Consider the following 14939-nt stretch of genomic DNA (forward strand, 5'->3'; position numbering starts at 1 on the left):
GGAATGGGCCCGGGCGACTCGGCGCCTGGGCCTCGTGAATCGTATTGCAAACCGCGTGCCATGCTCACCGAGAGACAGGAGCGCGCCACAGCGCGGTTGGCGCCCCCCGGCCCGAAGGACTGGCGGTCGAAAATTTGACGACCGACGGTTTTACGTCAGGCAAACGTCAGGCGATCTCGTCCAGAAGGCTGCGGCTTACGGAGGAAACGGCGACTGTCTCTGCGGCGCCGGATGCGCCCGACTCTGCGCCCTGCCCCTGCGAACCGTCGCTGCGCCCATCCGCAGCTTCGCCGCCCTGACGCTGCCCCACGTCCGCCTGCCCCAGGGAGAGGCCATGATGGGCGAGCATGCTGTCCAATTGCGAAAGCGTCTGCTGCACGGCGTGCACCGCCGCAGGATGCTGCGCCAGAATCGCCACGTTGACCTTGCCCGCGTCGAGGTGGACGCGAACGTCCATGCTGCCCAGCTCCTCCGGATGCAGCTTGATGCGTGCTTCCTTGATCTGACCGGAGCCCATCCAGGCAATCTGTTCGCCGAGTTCCTGTGCGAACTGCGGCGTAGTCGCCGCCTGAGTAGCCTGCACCTGCATCACCGGCGCGGCGTTACCCAGCTCAGGGGTATGCATCAGCGGCATCGGGCTATTGGCAGCGTCGACGACGGGGCCATTGTCGTCCTTCGTCGATGCTGCCGCACCGCCTTGCGTCGCCAGCAACGCCGCGAACGACGGCGGCACCACACCCGCAGCCGCACCCGCGACACCCACAGCCGGAAGGGTCGTCTTGTCGAGTAGCGCGGCGGTCGCGTCCGGCACGACGGTACCGGCGGCATCGCCGCCCGCGCCGAGCGCGCCAGCCAACGGCGCGGCAGCGCGAGGCATGCCGAGCGCGGCGCCCGCCTGTTTCGTGACGCCCAGGGCGGCAGCGGCCACGTCGACCGCTTTCGCCGGCACGCCGATCAATGAAAGCATCGTCGCCGCGATGGACGGATCGTCTACAGCGGACGCTTCCTTATCCGAAGGCTTTGCGTCGGGTTCCTTGTCCACCTTGGCATTGGCGGCCGCCGAAGCCGGCGCTGCCGGGGTTGCCTTGGCGTCCTGCGCGTCACGCGCCTGGTCTCGCGGCGCGTGCGCGTCTGCATGGGCCGCATCCAACGCTGCGTCGAAACGCTTCGTGGAGGCGCCGCCCTCCTGCTCGCGACCGGCCGCGGTCGGCGTCGCAGCAGCGGCAGGAGCCGGCGGGCGGGCGATGTTGAGAGCAAGCGTGGCGTTGTTCATGCGATGTACCCGTTCAATGCGTGCATGGGGATGAGGTGGCCGGTCGGACACATCAAGCGTCGCTTCGCGTCGGACGACGGTGCTGCGAACGTTCGTCGGCCTGTTCCTGTTCGCGGCGATCCTGGCTCTTGCGTTCCTGCTCGCGGTATTTCGTGGTGACCGAATCCAGTGCCTTGGCGCGGCCGCGGGCCGCGGTCCAGTCCTCGCGAGCGCGTTCGAGCGCACGCTCGCGGCGCTGTACCTCGCCCAGCTGCTGCACGATCGCCATATCGATCTTTTGCAGGAACTGCTGCCGGTTGAGCAACGCGCTTACGCCAATGCCACTCGGCATCTCGGCGTATTCGTTGCGGTAGCGACGCAACTCCACCAGCTGGTGTTCTGCATCCGCAAGCGCGCGCTGCTGTGTCGCGAGCGCTCGGGTGGCGTCCTCGGCCTTCTCGGCTGCGAGGTTCACGACAGGTTGAAGGCGGTCGGCGCGGGAGGGCATCAGTTCACCTGAGTGACGTCGGCGAGACCGGCTTGAGCCTCTTCGAGGTTGACCGGCACATCGGTTTCCTGCTGCAGGAAGGCCGACAGTTTCGGATAGAGCGCGATGGCCTCGTCGGTGCGCGGATCGCTACCCTTCTGATAGGCGCCCACGGCGATGAGATCGCGCTGCTGGCGATACGCCGAATAGACCTGACGGAAACGCTGCGCGGAACGCATGTGCTCCTTCGTGACCACCGCGGGCATCACGCGGCTGATCGACGCCTCGACATCGATCGCCGGGTAATGACCCGCTTCAGCCATGTCGCGCGAAAGCACGATATGGCCGTCGAGAATGGCGCGTGCGGAGTCGGCGATGGGATCGTGACGATAATCGTCGCCTTCGGTCAGCACGGTATAGAACGCGGTGATGGAACCGCGGCCCTCGGCATCGTTGCCCGCACGTTCGACCAGCGCCGGCAGCATCGCGAACACCGACGGCGGGTAACCCTTCGTGGCCGGCGGCTCGCCGATGGCGAGCGCGATCTCACGCTGTGCCTGGGCGTAACGCGTCAGGGAATCCATGAGCAACAGCACTCGCTTGCCCTGATCGCGGAAATGTTCGGCGACCGCCGTGGCCACCTGCGCACCGCGCAGGCGCGACAACGGCGGCGCATCGGCGGGGGCAGCCACTACCACGGCACGGCGACGACCTTCCTCGCCCAGCGTGTGGTCGACGAATTCCTTCACTTCTCGGCCGCGCTCGCCGATCAGACCGACGACTACCACGTCCGCATTGGTGAAGCGCGTCATCATGCCCATCAGCGTCGACTTACCGACGCCCGAGCCGGCGAACAGGCCGATGCGCTGACCGCGGCCAACGGTCAGCAGTGCGTTGATCGCGCGCACGCCGGTATCCAATGGCGTATCGATCGGCTGGCGCAGCATGGGATTGATCGGCTCGCGGCGCAGCGGCGTGCGCTCGCGCGCGAGCAACGGCCCCTGCCCATCCAGTGGCGCGCCATCGGAGCCGATCACGCGACCGAGCAGCGAATCGCCGACCGGTACACCGGACACCGCAGCCACGGGTATGACGCGGGCATTGGGCAGCACACCATGCATCTCGCCCGTCGGCATGAGCAGCAGCCGGCCATCGGAGAAACCGACGACTTCCGTTTCCAATTGCTTGCCGTCAGCGCCCGCGACCATGCAGCGAGCGCCCACAGGCGCCTCGCAGCCCACGGCTTCCAGCGTCAACCCGACCACGCGGCGCAACTTGCCTTCGGCCTGCAACGGGCGAACGTGCTCTGCGCTTGCGCGCTGTGCCGCCAACGTCTCGCGCCAGCGCGCATGCCGAGCGGCAACGTGTTGATCCCCGCTCACGGTGATTCCGCGCCGTCGCCAGAATCGGCGGAAAACTGGCCTTGCAGGAGTCCGTCGATCACGGCCGCAAGCCGGGTACGCACGCGCCCGTCGAGGCGCGAATGCTCGCTCTCCAGGCGCACGTCGCCGCGCTCCAGCGTCGCATCGTCCACGACCGTGCCTTCGTGATCCAGCGACGAACGATGTTCCCGCACGATGGCGGCGTCAGCCGGGTGCAAATGAATCTTCAAGTGATTCGACGCGGCCGGCAGGACGTCCACGGCCTGCCGCACGACCTCGGTGATCGTCTCGGGACGCGTGGCGATCTCGAAACCCAACACGCGCTCGGCGATGACCGTCGCCAGCGCGACGAGGTCGCCCGCGACGTCGTCATCGAGATCTTTGAAAGGACGCTCCACCGCGGCGAACAAGGCATCGAGCCGGGCGACCTGCGCTTCCAGCTCGCGCTTGGCCATCGCCCTGCCCTCGCTGAGGCCGGCATGAAAGCCTTCCTCACGAGCCTGACGTTCGATCGCCTCGATCTCGGCGACCGTGGGCCGCTGCGGGCCTTCGTCGACCGCCTCTTCCGCTTCGCGAACATCGGGCGCGCCGACGACGGGAAGCTCCCAACGCTCGAAGTTGGCGACCCGCTCGCGGGTGAGGATGGAAGTCAGGCTCATCAGACGAATTCTTCGCCGCCGCCCGCCAGGTTGATCTGCCCGGCGTCAGCAAGACGCCGCGCGGTGGCGAGCACTTCCTTCTGTGCCGCGTCCACCTCGGAAAGGCGAACCGGGCCCTTGACCTCGAGGTCGTCGCGCAGCATGTCGGCGGCGCGCTTGGACATGTTGGCGAAAATCTTCTCGCGAATGGCGGTTTCGGCCCCCTTGAGGGCGGTGATGAGCCGAGCTGAGGGTACTTCGCGCAACAGAGTCTGCATGCTGCGATCGTCGAGTTCGGCCAGGTCGTCGAAGACGAACATCAGCTCCTCGATGCGCTCGCCGAGGCCGGAGTCGATGCCGCGGATGGACGCCATCAGCTCGGCTTCGCGCGCCGTCTCCATCGCGTTGAGGATATCGGCCGCGGCTTTGAGGCCACCCACGTTTGCAGACTTGAGCTTGGTCGAATTGCCGGAGAACTGACGCTCCATGATTTCGTCGAGCTCGTTGAGCGCATGCGGCTGCACGCCGTCGAGCGTGGCGATACGCATGACCACGTCGCTGCGCGTACGGGCCGGCAGGTAGCCGATGACCTCGGCGGCCTGATCGGCCTCCAGGTGAGCCATGACCAGCGCGATGATCTGCGGATGTTCCTGGCCGATCATCTCGGCGATGGCGCGGCTCTCCATCCACTTGAGCGATTCGAGGCCCTTGCTGCTGCGGCCCAGGAGAATGCGATCGATCAGACCGCCCGCCTTGTTTTCACCCAGTGCATTGACGAGGATGCGGCGGATGTAATCCTCGGTACCCACACCGATCGACGTATGCTGACCCACGTCTTCCTGCAGCTTGGTCAACACATGGTCGACCTGCTCGCGGGTGACGTTCTTCAGTGCGGCCATGGCCGTACCGACGGCCTGCACGTCGCGTGCGCCAAGGTGCTTCAGAATCGACGCTGCATCTTCCTCACCCAGCGTGAGGAGCAGGATCGCCGCCTTCTGTGCGCCCGTCAGGGCCTCTTTCTGCTCAGCTGCCATCGTCGGATACCCAGCTCTTCACGACTTGAGCCATCTGTTTCGGATTTTCGGCAGCCATGCGCTTGGCAAGGCCGACCTTTTGTTCGTAGGCGAGCAGCGCGGGGGAACCGAGCTGGGCCTGGGACGAGGTACTGACACGATCGGGCGTCATGTCGTCGTCATCGACCATGACCGACACCGTGGGCATCGGCCCGGCGAGCGCGACGTTGTTCATGACCACCGGCGCCGGCTTCAGCAGCCCCTTCAGAATCGGACGCAGGACGAAGAAACCGACGATGAGCGCGATCATGACACCAAGCCCCTGCTTGATCAGATCAAGCATGCCCGGCCGCTCCCAGAAGGGTGTGCTCTGCGGCGCATCTTCGGCGAGCGTGCCATGGAACGGTTCGTTGATGACGCTGACGCTGTCGCCGCGCGTGGCGCTGAAGCCGACCGCATTCTTGGTGAGCTCGGTAAGGCGGGCCAGTTCCTCGGTGGTAAACGGCACGCTCTTCGTCTTGCCGTCCTTGTCGGGAACCTGCTTGTTGTCGACCACCACGGCCACCGACAGACGAGCGACCTTCCCCGCCGGATCGGTGACGTGGCTCACCGTGCGATCGAGTTCGTAGTTACGCGTGGCGCTTTGCGTCTGCTGCGTCGGCGATTGCGCGCCCTGCGTGCTGGCGGTCTGCGCGCCGGTCTTGCCACCCGCAGCGGGATTCGCCGCCGTAGCGTTGGCACCCGTGTTCGGCGGCTGATTGCTCAGCGCGCCGGGCACACCGCCGTTGTTCGCCGCATCGGTGCGCGTATCGCTACTGGTCTGCTCGCTGCGCAGCGCAGGGTTGTCGTGGTTGAAGGTTTCGCTGGCCTTTTCGGTCTGCGAGAAATCCAGATCGGCGAACACCTGTGCGCGCACCTTGCCGGCGCCAACGAGCGGCGTGAGCAGGTCTTCGACGCGCTGCGTGTACGTCGCTTCGATGCGATTGGACAGGCGAAGGCGGCTGTCGCCGATCGCGGAAGCACTGTCCGGATCGCTGACAGTGAGCAGATTGCCCGCCTGGTCGATGACCGAGACCTGGCGCGTGTCCAGGTCGGGCACGCTGGCGGCCACGAGATGGACGATGGCGGCCACCTGGCCCTGGTCGAGCTGGCGACCGGGATACAGCGTGACGACGACCGAGGCGCTGGCCGGCTTGTTGTCGCGGATGAAGGCCGACGGCTTGGGCAGCGCGAGATGGACGCGGGCGGCACGCACGGACTGCAGCCCGGCGATCGTGTTGGACAGATCGCTTTCGAGCATCGACTGGTAGCGCGAGCGCTCGGCCATGTCGCTCATGCCGAACGGCGAATCCGCCTGCGGCATGGCGCTGGCGGCGCTGCCCTGCGGCAGCCCTTGTCCTGCGAGCTTCAAGCGGATACCGGCGACATCGGCAGCGGGCACGAAGATGGAGCTGCCATCGGCGCTCAAGGTGTAAGGCGTATTCCCAGCCTGCAACGCCTGGGTGACGGCGGCGGCGTCTTTCTGTTCGAGGCCACCGTAGAGCAGGCCGTAGTTCGGCGCACGCGACCACATGACCGCAGCGATGCCGATAGCCACGGCGGCAGCAATGCCTGCCAGCAGGAGAATCTGTCGTACAGCGGGGGTCTGCGCGAGCGACTTCAACGAGTCCATGCGCGACGCATTGCTGTCCGTGGTGGCTACGCCGTTATCTGCCATGGTTCGACTCGAATCCTGTCATTGCGTGCATGTCGCGTCAGATCGACATGTTCATGATTTCTTTGTACGCATCGACCATCTTGTTGCGCACCTCGGTCATGGCGCGGAACGAAAGATCGGCCTTCTGCCCCTGGATCATCACCTGCGCCAGATCGATGCCCGGATCGCCACGCTCGAAAGCCGCCGACATCTTCGCGGCCTTGTCCTGCGTCTTCGCCACACCCTCGATCGACTGCTTGAGCAGATCGCCGAACTCCCCCTTGGCCGCCGGAGCCGCCTCGCCCACACCGCGCAGGGCGGGCATCTCGGTTTGCGCGCTGATGCGGCGCATCTGGAGCAGGAGGCTGTTGACGTCGATCGTGGTCATGACGGTTTTCCAACGCGGGAACGGGTTTGCGACACCCGATGCACGACCTGTGCCAACTCGTCGACGATCAGCCGGCCTGCACCGTCTCGGACAAACCGTACTTGCGCAGCTTCTCCACCAGCGTGGTGCGCTGGACGCGAAGCAGCTTCGCTGCATGAGCCACCACGCCGTTCGCGGAGTTGAGCGCCTGGCGGATCAGCCCGATTTCGATACCGGCGAGGTGATCCTTCAGATCCAGGCCACCCTGCGGCAGCACGGACGGATCGCCTTCGCTGGCGAACGAGAACGACTCGGTGACTTCCGGCTCCGCTTCCATCATCGCGATGAGGGCGGCACCGGAGACTTCTTCCACCGGCAGCGCGCCGCGGTATTTTTCCGGCAGATCCGGCGCACGCACCTCGCCCTGCGGCATGAGGATGGCCATGCGCTCGACCAGGTTGGACAGTTCGCGCACGTTGCCCGGCCAGCCGTAGCGGCAGAGTGCGCCCATGGCGCTGGGCGAGAAGCGGACGGACGACAGCCCGCGCTGCACGAGACGCTGGTTGAACTCGGAGATCAGGGCCGGCAGGTCTTCGAGGCGCTGACGCAGCGGCGGCATTTCCAGCGGGAACACACTGAGGCGGTAGAACAGGTCTTCACGGAAGCCGCCGCGCTCGATGGCGCTCTCGAGATCACGATGGGTCGCGGCGATGATGCGCACGTCGCAGCGCTGCGGACGATTGCCACCCACGCGCTCGAACACGCGTTCCTGCAGCACGCGAAGCAGCTTCACCTGCATGGGCAGGCTCATGTCGCCGATTTCGTCGAGGAACAGCGTGCCGCCCTCGGCCATCTCGAAGCGGCCCTTGCGGGTGCTGATCGCGCCGGTGAAGGCCCCCTTCTCGTGACCGAACAGCTCGCTTTCGAGCAGTTCGGCAGGAATCGCGCCACAGTTGATCGCGACGAACGGCTTGTCGCGGCGCGGCGAGCAGTCATGGATGGTGCGAGCGACCAGTTCCTTGCCGCTGCCGGATTCGCCGAGCACCAGCACGCTCGAGTCGAACGGTGCGACCTGACGGATCAGGGCGTTCACGCGCTGCATCGGGCCAGACTGACCCACGAAGCGGCGGTTGGAATGCGCCGGCTCCATGCGCGACTGCAGCGTGCGCAGGGCTTCCGACAGGCGCTCGTAGCGCAACGGAATGTCAACCAGTTCCACGTTGTTGGTGCGGGTGTCGTCGGCGATCAGCGCCGTGGCGAGCGGGGAGTCCGCGGCCACCAGCATCGGCAGGTTGCGTCCGCCGCGACCCAGAGCCGCGAGGTGGCTTTCCAACTCATTCTCGTCTTCGACATTGCCGACATAGACACCACGCCAGCCTTCGACACCCTCGACCGCCTGCGCACCGCGGGCCAGTACCGGGCGATAGCCCAGGAAGGCCAGCGCGGAGACGACATTGTCGGCACGGGAGCTGTCGGATTCGACGACGAGAAAGTGGGAAGACTTCACGTGGATACCTCGCTTGGCGTGTGTTTCGAAGGTCATCGAGGAATTCGCGATGGAATCCCGTCGGCCTCGTTGCAAGGTATCAATCAAGGAGCGTGCCAACGCCGGAATTCCGACGCATGCCGGAGGAAATTGACGTGGCGGCGGGTTGCGGCGCGGCGTGGGCAAAGCCGGCAAGGAAGTGGCCGGACGCCGTCGGAGCGCGCTGAGCGTCAAGGATGACGACGCGTGTTCAAAATGTGACGCTGGGCGCCACGCGACGTTCCAACGTCACGTGACGTAAAAGGTCACATGGGCTCGGAGGCGCCTTCCGCGGGCCGTCCGAGCGCCCTGGCCTCGGCGACCTGGCGCCGATGCTGGCGGAAAACGAGGCGTTCGATGCCGTCCCGGACCGCCTCGGAGAGCCCTTCGAAGCCCACGAAACCCTTCCCGTCCACCGGCCCGGGCAGGCGAAGGCCGGGCAACTCCAGAGGCAAAGCCCGGCATACGTCGAAATGGATCTTGAGCAGAACCGGCTCGCCCACCGGCGGCAGCGCCGCCCAGGACAGCACGGCACCCGCGGCATTGAAACGCAGGGGCACCCGCGGCGGCAGGCCGGACTGCGGAAGCAAGAGACGGTTCACGATCTCCATAAGGACGTTGAGCTTCGCATCGAGGCGAGCCACTTCCTGAGTCAGCGGGCTATCGTCCTCGACGCTGTCGCTGCGCCGGTCCATGAGTGCGGACACGGCGACGAGAACGCTGGCATTTCGGTCGTTGATAAGCGCGAGGGCGGCCGCATCGGGCCGAGGACAGGCATCGCAGGTGGCGTGAAATGCCGCCTGCCAGGCGACCCGGTCCGAAAATGCGTTCCAGCCTTCGTCGCTCATGCGTTTCACTCCTGCCGAAGCCGCCGCTTAGAACGAACTATACGCGGCCACCGCGCGGCGCACGCGGCGGGAAGTTTCCCAGGCCACCGCCGCTTCGTCGCGAGCGACCGAGACCAGATCCTTGATGAGGCCATCCAGCAGCATGATGGACTTCAAGGTTTCGAGCGTTTCCGGCGCGGGCCGCATGCTGCCCGCGCGCAATACGGGCTCGCGCTGTGCTTCGAGTTCGGTGAGATCGTCCCAGCGACTCTCGCTGGCCGCTGCGTGCATCGATTCGGTCAGGACCAGCGCCCGATCGAGATCGCACCAGACCTCGGTCATGCCCCGGCTCCGGCCACCTGGCGTGCCTCGACAGGAATGGCCACCCAGCTCTGGCGGATCTGGCCGAGCAGACGGCTGACTTCGTCAAGCGCCTCGGGGTCGCTGTGCACGTTGGCTTCGAGCAAGCGGCGACTCATGTAGTCGTACAGCGCGTCGAGCTGATTCACCAGCGGCGTCTTCACCTCGGGATTCAACGCCGATTGCAGGCCACCGACAATTTCCAGTGCCTTCGAAATCGCTTCGCCCTTGCCCGCCACATTGCCCGTGGCGATGCAGCCGCGGGCGAAGCGCATGCGTTCCAGCGCGCCATCCATGAGCATGGTGATGAGCCCGTGCGGATCGGCGGTTTCGATGCCGCCCTGCGTACGGACCTGCTGGTAGGCGCCTGCGCCCTGGGAATATCCGAGTGCCATGTCTTGAGTCCTGGTTACCGCTACTTGTTCGCCGTCAGCGCGTCGAACTGCTGCTGGAGATAGCTGCTGGTGCCCGCCAGCTTGGTCATCATTGCGTCGAGCGCCGAGTACTGCTTGGTGAGGCGGGCGGCATAGTCGTCCATCTGCTGGTTGAAGGCAGTGGCCTGATCGTCCAGGTCCTTCGACTTCTGGTTCAGGTTGGCCGTGCGCTGAGTGAGGATGCCGGTGGTCGAGGTCCAACTGGTGATCAGCTTGTCCAGCTGCGGCGCGATCCCGTTATCGCCGCTGAGCAGGTTGCGGGTCTCCTTCGGATTCTGCGCAAGCACCTTGTTGAGCTGGTTGGTGTCGAGCTTGAGCGTACCGTCCACCTGAAACGAGACGCCAAGATTGCTGAGCGACGTCGGGCCGCTGGTGGTGCCGGTGGCCTGCGAACCGAGCAGCGAGGACACCTGGCTCTTGATGGAATTGACCGTGGCATCGCCGATCAGCGCGCCGACCTGGTTGTTGGTGGCGTCGTACTTGGTCAGCGTCTTATAGGTCGATATGAACGAGTTATAGGCGCTGACCAGCGAACCGAGCGCCGTGCTCACCGCCGTCGTGTCGTTGGCGATGGTGATGCTGCTGCTGCCGACCTTCGACAGGGTGACGGTCACGCCATCGATCGCCTGGGTGACGACGTTGGACGAACTCGTTGCCGGCAGACCATCGATCGTGAACTGGGCGTCCTGCGCCGGGGTCGGCGTGGTACCTGTGGCCGGATCGAAATTGAACTGCGCGAGATTGCCGTCGCCGCCGCTGCTGGTCACCGTGAAGGCATTGGCCTTGCCGGTGGCCGCCGAGGTCAACACAAGATGCGCGCCATCCGTACCGGTGACGATGCTGGCGTTGACGCCAGGATTGTCCTTGGACTTGTTGATCGCGTCGCGGATGTTCTCGAGCGTGTTCGCGCCGGCTTCGATGTCCAGGCTCATCGACTTGCTGCCGATGGCGATGGTGAGGTTGCCCGTACCGACGGCGGTCTTGGAGTCCGTGAACGCGGCGGACGTGGTCTTTTGCGACGTGGCCAGCTTGCTGACGACGATGTTGTAATTGTTGGGCTGCGCGGTGTTGTCGGCGCTGGCCGAGAGGACCGTCGAATCCTGGACCGAGGTGGTCTGCGTGGTGAACGCGGTGCCGTCCGTGAGGGACTTGATCGCGGTCTGCAGGCTGGTCAGCGACGAGGTGAAATTGCCCACCGCGGAAATCTGGGTGGTATTGGCCTGTTTATCGGCCGCGGCCTGCTTGTCCTGCGCACTACGCTTGTTCGCAACGAGACCGCTGACGATCGTGGCGACGTCGATGGAACTGGAACCGATGCTGACTGGATTGGTGGCCATGAAGCTCTCCTTGAAGACGCCTCACTGCCCTGGGCGCCAATTTGTCGACGGCTGGCGCTCTCGCGAACGCCAGCCGTGACAACTAAGCAATTACCCTGCCAAGGTCCGGGTTACCCCGGACCTCTTCGCTCATCCTGTTACTGGAGGAGCTTCTGGACGATCTGCTGGCTCTGGTTGGCCTGGGCCAGGACCGAGACGCCGGCCTGCTGCAGGATCTGCGCCGAGGACATGTTCGCCGTTTCCTGGGCGAAGTCGGCGTCGGTGATGGCCGACTTCGACGCGGTCAGGTTCTGCGAGATGTTCTGCAGGTTGGAGATCGTGGACTCGAAGCGGTTCTGCACGGCGCCGAGGTTCGAACGGAGGTCCGAGATCGACTGGAGAGCGGCATCGACGCGGTTGATCGTGTCGTTGGCGCCATCGACCGTCTTGATGCTGGAATCGGCCAGCGTGGTCGTGGTGGCGACGTTGATCGCGCCAGCCGTCAGGCCGGAGGCCGTGATGTCGGCAGCGGTACCGCCCACCGTGATCGTGGAGGCCGAGGCAAACTTCACCGCACCGTCCGAACCCACGTAGGCATTGATGCCATCGCCCGACTTGGCGTTGACGGCGTCAGCCAGATCCTGCGCGGTGTTGTACGTACCGGACAGGCTGAATGCGGGGTTGCTGCCGACCTGCAGGGTGACGTTACCGAGCGTGACCGGAGCGGCCGAGCCGGCGTCCACACCATCGACGGTCTTGAGCGTGCCGAGCTGGGCGACGTCCGTACCCGCAACGACCGGAGCGGTGGAAGCCTTGCCCGTGGTGCCGCTGGTGAGGACGAGGTGGTTCGTGGCGTCGAAGCTGGCGGTGGCACCCGAGGTGCCGGCGGTCAGCGCCGTGTTCAGCTTGGTGAGGAAGCTCGCCTGATCGGTGGCGCCGGTCACGGCGGCAGTCTGGCCATCAACCGTGATCGAGAAGTTCGCGGTGTAGTCAGCGATGACGCTGGAAGCGGTCGTGACGCCGGCCGTGTTGGCGGCAGCCTTGAAACCGCCGATCGAACCGGTAGCGAGCTGGCCGACCTGGTTGGCCTTCACGCCCTTGTCGAGGCCGACGGTGATCACTTCACCGACGTTGGCACCGACCTGGAAGCTCAGCTGGTTGGCCGAACCGTCGAGGACCTTCATGCCGTTGAAGTTGGTCTGCGTGGCAATACGGGTCACTTCCGAGAGACGCTGCTGCACTTCGGAGTCCAGCGCGGCGCGGTCGCTCGCCGAGTTCGACGCGTTGGTCGACTGCACGGCCAGCTCACGGATGCGCTGCAGGTTGTTCGTGACTTCGTCCAGCGCCGACTCGGTGGTCTGCGACAGCGAGATACCGTCGTTGGCGTTGCGGACTGCCTGGTTCAGGCCGTTGATCTGCGTGGTGAAGCGGGTCGAAATGGCGAGGCCGGCGGCGTCGTCCTTCGCGCTGTTGATGCGGTTACCCGACGACAGACGCTCAATGGCCGAAGCGAGCTTCGTCTGCGAAGCGCCCAGGTTGCGCTGAGCGTTCAGCGACATGATGTTGGTGTTGATGGTCAGAGCCATGGGATTGATCCTTGGTAAGCGGAACCGAATTGCCGGAAGTTGTGCGGCTTAGTCCGGCGGGGTTCCCTGGGGAAGCCTTCCGCCTCAGAGAGGTTTACGGCGCGCCGAGGGGAAACTTGAGGACTTTTTCTACCTGTCAACAACTTTCTTGATCAGGGCCGTGTAGGCGTGAAGCCCCTGGCTCTGTCGGGGGAACTTATCGGCCGGATCGGCTCGGGGTTTAGGAATAATTTCACTGTACTTAATGGCTCGCAAAAAAAAGGGAGCCTTGCGGCTCCCTTCATGCATCTCGATAAGAACGCAACGATCATTCGAGCAGCTTGAGCACCAGTTGCTGTGATGCATTGGCCTGCGCAAGCACGGACATGCCGGACTGCTGAAGAATCATCGCCATGGATTTCTCGGCCCCCTCCTCTGCCACGTCGGCTTCCCTGATGCGAGTTCGCGCTTCAGTGAGGTTCCCGCGGATGTTGTCGAGATTCTGAATCGTCGATTCGAGACGATTCTGCACCGCACCGAGTTGCGAGCGCACGGCGCTTACGGTCTCCAGTGTCGCGTCGGTACTCGCGATGAGCTTGTACGCATCGTCCTTGGTGAGCACCGAGCCATCGGCCAGCGAGGCCGATGTATCCAGATCGTAGTTCGATGCAAAGCCAAGCTTGGTCGCTTCGGCACCGGAAACGGTCAGTGCGGATTTCGAATTGAAGTGCAGTGTTCCGTCCGCCGCGACGAAAGCCGAAATGCCGGCCCGGCCATTCGCATTCAATACATCGGCGACCTGCTGCACGCTACGGAACGAACCGACGACGTCGATCTGCTCACCGGACTTGGTCGCAAAGCTCAGATCGCCCTTCGCCAGTTCGAGTCGCGTGCCGCGCGCACGTTCGATGTTCAGGTCATTGGTCTTGCTATCGATCGTCACCTCGTAGTCGGCACCCAGCGCCGTCTTCAGAAAGGTCTTGGCCTCCTCCGCGCTATTCCCGGTATAGCCCGCCCAATCCACGTCAACGCCAAGGTACGTCTTCGTGCCCAGGCCCGCACCTTGAGCGGCGGACCAGTCGGTTGGCATGGCCTGGGCCGCCTTGGAAGAAAACAAGGCACTGAGATCGACGACACCACTGGCAAGATGCCCGACGCTTTCCGCCCGCATGCTCCGGTCGAGACCCATTTCGATGGTTTCCCCGATATTGGCACCGACTTGGAAAGACAGCTTATCTCCGGTTCCGTCGAGTACCTTCATGCCGTTGAAGCTGGTCTGCGTGGCGATGCGCGTAATCTCGCTGAGCCGCACCGCCACCTCGGCGTTGAGCGCCTTGCGATCCTCGGCGGAATTCGAACTGTTGAGCGACTGCAGTGCGAGCTGGCGGATGCGCTGCAGATTGTTGGTCACTTCATCCAGCGCGCCTTCGCTGGTCTGCGCGAGCGAAATGCCGTCATTCGCATTGCGCCGCCCCTGAGCCAGACCATGAATCTGCGTCGTGAAGCGCGTGGAGATGGCAAGCCCCGCCGCATCGTCCTTCGCGCTGTTGATGCGCATGCCGGAACCCAGACGCTGATAAGCGGTCGCCAGCCTGGCCTGCGTCAGCCCCAGCGACCGCTGCGCGTTGAACGACGCCATATTGGTATTGATGTGAAACGCCATGTCGATGCCCTTCCTCTTCCATGCGAACACGCCACAAGAATCGCGACGGCGTTGCGTGTTCGCGGCTGTGTGATTGCCGCTAGAGGAGATCGACTTGGTGCCGGCGTATTGTTGACGGCGAAGGATGGCGTTGTTGTCGGGTTACGAGCCGCTCGGCGTCATCCACAAAATATGAGGCGCATTGAAGATCAGTGCTGCGATCGCCCAAACAAAAAGGTTCATCGCGCATGGCCGGGGAAGGTTTTCTCGCTGTTGCTGTTGACGACTCGCTTCGTCGGTCTGGCTCGCCTTCGGCCTCGCATCGGCGCCTGTGCCGCTTCGGGAAGCCAGCCCCCGGGCTCGCAGCGCTGCGGCCTACGGCTCTCCCAACACGCGACCTCAGTCATCGTGAGAGTCTTCGGTGTCCCCCTCGAT

14 protein-coding genes are annotated in these 14939 nt (G+C 64.7%); all 14 read right to left on the minus strand.

Translation table 11 applies throughout. The features are described from left to right. Window positions 1-166: 166 nt before the first annotated feature. The 14 genes from IM816_RS13385 to IM816_RS18765 all read right to left on the minus strand — a co-directional run bounded on the left by IM816_RS13385 (window position 167) and on the right by IM816_RS18765 (window position 14525). A complete protein-coding gene (locus tag IM816_RS13385) occupies window positions 167-1273 on the minus strand; it encodes a flagellar hook-length control protein FliK (RefSeq protein ID WP_250338456.1) in 1107 nt (368 codons plus the stop codon). 52 nt (window positions 1274-1325) lie between these two features. After that, window positions 1326-1760 (minus strand): flagellar export protein FliJ, encoded by a 435-nt coding sequence (gene fliJ, locus IM816_RS13390; RefSeq protein WP_250338457.1) that lies wholly within the window; start codon window positions 1758-1760, stop codon window positions 1326-1328. Continuing rightward, window positions 1760-3121 carry a flagellar protein export ATPase FliI gene (fliI, locus tag IM816_RS13395; protein ID WP_305884057.1) on the minus strand — a complete coding sequence of 454 codons (1362 nt, stop codon included), beginning with the start codon at window positions 3119-3121 and terminating at the stop codon, window positions 1760-1762. The genes fliJ and fliI overlap by 1 nt, the downstream gene beginning before the upstream one ends. Further along, complete coding sequence (locus IM816_RS13400) at window positions 3118-3780, minus strand: FliH/SctL family protein (RefSeq protein ID WP_250338458.1); 663 nt, start codon at window positions 3778-3780, stop codon at window positions 3118-3120. The genes fliI and IM816_RS13400 overlap by 4 nt, the downstream gene beginning before the upstream one ends. Beyond that, a complete protein-coding gene (gene fliG / locus IM816_RS13405) occupies window positions 3780-4769 on the minus strand; it encodes a flagellar motor switch protein FliG (protein WP_250340766.1) in 990 nt (329 codons plus the stop codon). Before fliG ends, IM816_RS13400 begins: the two co-directional genes overlap by 1 nt. Before the next feature lie 13 nt (window positions 4770-4782). Continuing rightward, a complete protein-coding gene (gene fliF / locus IM816_RS13410) occupies window positions 4783-6489 on the minus strand; it encodes a flagellar basal-body MS-ring/collar protein FliF (protein ID WP_250338459.1) in 1707 nt (568 codons plus the stop codon). A 37-nt stretch (window positions 6490-6526) separates the two neighbouring features. Continuing rightward, window positions 6527-6856, minus strand: coding sequence for a flagellar hook-basal body complex protein FliE (gene fliE, locus IM816_RS13415; RefSeq protein WP_072321717.1), 330 nt, complete (start codon window positions 6854-6856; stop codon window positions 6527-6529). A gap of 67 nt (window positions 6857-6923) precedes the next feature. Then, window positions 6924-8342, minus strand: a complete 1419-nt coding sequence (locus IM816_RS13420) for a sigma-54 dependent transcriptional regulator (protein WP_425602645.1) — start codon at window positions 8340-8342, stop codon at window positions 6924-6926. Window positions 8343-8626: 284 nt separating this feature from the next. After that, entirely contained in the window at window positions 8627-9208 is a 582-nt protein-coding gene (locus IM816_RS13425; RefSeq protein ID WP_072321718.1) for a PilZ domain-containing protein, read from the minus strand. Between the two features lie 27 nt (window positions 9209-9235). After that, on the minus strand, window positions 9236-9529 hold the full coding sequence (locus IM816_RS13430) for a flagellar protein FliT (RefSeq protein WP_072321719.1): 294 nt from the start codon (window positions 9527-9529) through the stop codon (window positions 9236-9238). Then, window positions 9526-9942, minus strand: coding sequence for a flagellar export chaperone FliS (gene fliS, locus IM816_RS13435; protein ID WP_072321720.1), 417 nt, complete (start codon window positions 9940-9942; stop codon window positions 9526-9528). The genes IM816_RS13430 and fliS overlap by 4 nt, the downstream gene beginning before the upstream one ends. Window positions 9943-9962: 20 nt before the next feature. Then, the gene (gene fliD / locus IM816_RS13440) at window positions 9963-11318 is read right to left on the minus strand and encodes a flagellar filament capping protein FliD (RefSeq protein WP_250338461.1); all 1356 of its coding nucleotides are present in this window, start codon (window positions 11316-11318) and stop codon (window positions 9963-9965) included. A gap of 137 nt (window positions 11319-11455) precedes the next feature. Next, the gene (locus IM816_RS13445; protein WP_250338462.1) at window positions 11456-12883 is read right to left on the minus strand and encodes a flagellin N-terminal helical domain-containing protein; all 1428 of its coding nucleotides are present in this window, start codon (window positions 12881-12883) and stop codon (window positions 11456-11458) included. Between the two features lie 307 nt (window positions 12884-13190). Continuing rightward, on the minus strand, window positions 13191-14525 hold the full coding sequence (locus IM816_RS18765) for a flagellin N-terminal helical domain-containing protein (RefSeq protein WP_305884059.1): 1335 nt from the start codon (window positions 14523-14525) through the stop codon (window positions 13191-13193). Between the last annotated feature and the right edge of the window lie 414 nt (window positions 14526-14939).

The organism is Luteibacter flocculans (assembly GCF_023612255.1).
GTDB classification, from domain to species: Bacteria; Pseudomonadota; Gammaproteobacteria; order Xanthomonadales; family Rhodanobacteraceae; genus Luteibacter; species Luteibacter flocculans.

Coding starts and splice junctions, on each gene's coding strand:
- IM816_RS13430 (WP_072321719.1), bottom strand. CDS start 9,529: ATGACCGAGGTCTGGTGCGATCTCGATCGGGCGCTGGTCCTGACCGAA.
- IM816_RS13400 (WP_250338458.1), bottom strand. CDS start 3,780: ATGAGCCTGACTTCCATCCTCACCCGCGAGCGGGTCGCCAACTTCGAG.
- fliJ (WP_250338457.1), bottom strand. CDS start 1,760: ATGCCCTCCCGCGCCGACCGCCTTCAACCTGTCGTGAACCTCGCAGCC.
- IM816_RS13445 (WP_250338462.1), bottom strand. CDS start 12,883: ATGGCTCTGACCATCAACACCAACATCATGTCGCTGAACGCTCAGCGC.
- fliS (WP_072321720.1), bottom strand. CDS start 9,942: ATGGCACTCGGATATTCCCAGGGCGCAGGCGCCTACCAGCAGGTCCGT.
- fliE (WP_072321717.1), bottom strand. CDS start 6,856: ATGACCACGATCGACGTCAACAGCCTCCTGCTCCAGATGCGCCGCATC.
- IM816_RS13425 (WP_072321718.1), bottom strand. CDS start 9,208: ATGAGCGACGAAGGCTGGAACGCATTTTCGGACCGGGTCGCCTGGCAG.
- fliF (WP_250338459.1), bottom strand. CDS start 6,489: ATGGCAGATAACGGCGTAGCCACCACGGACAGCAATGCGTCGCGCATG.
- IM816_RS13385 (WP_250338456.1), bottom strand. CDS start 1,273: ATGAACAACGCCACGCTTGCTCTCAACATCGCCCGCCCGCCGGCTCCT.
- IM816_RS18765 (WP_305884059.1), bottom strand. CDS start 14,525: ATGGCGTTTCACATCAATACCAATATGGCGTCGTTCAACGCGCAGCGG.
- fliD (WP_250338461.1), bottom strand. CDS start 11,318: ATGGCCACCAATCCAGTCAGCATCGGTTCCAGTTCCATCGACGTCGCC.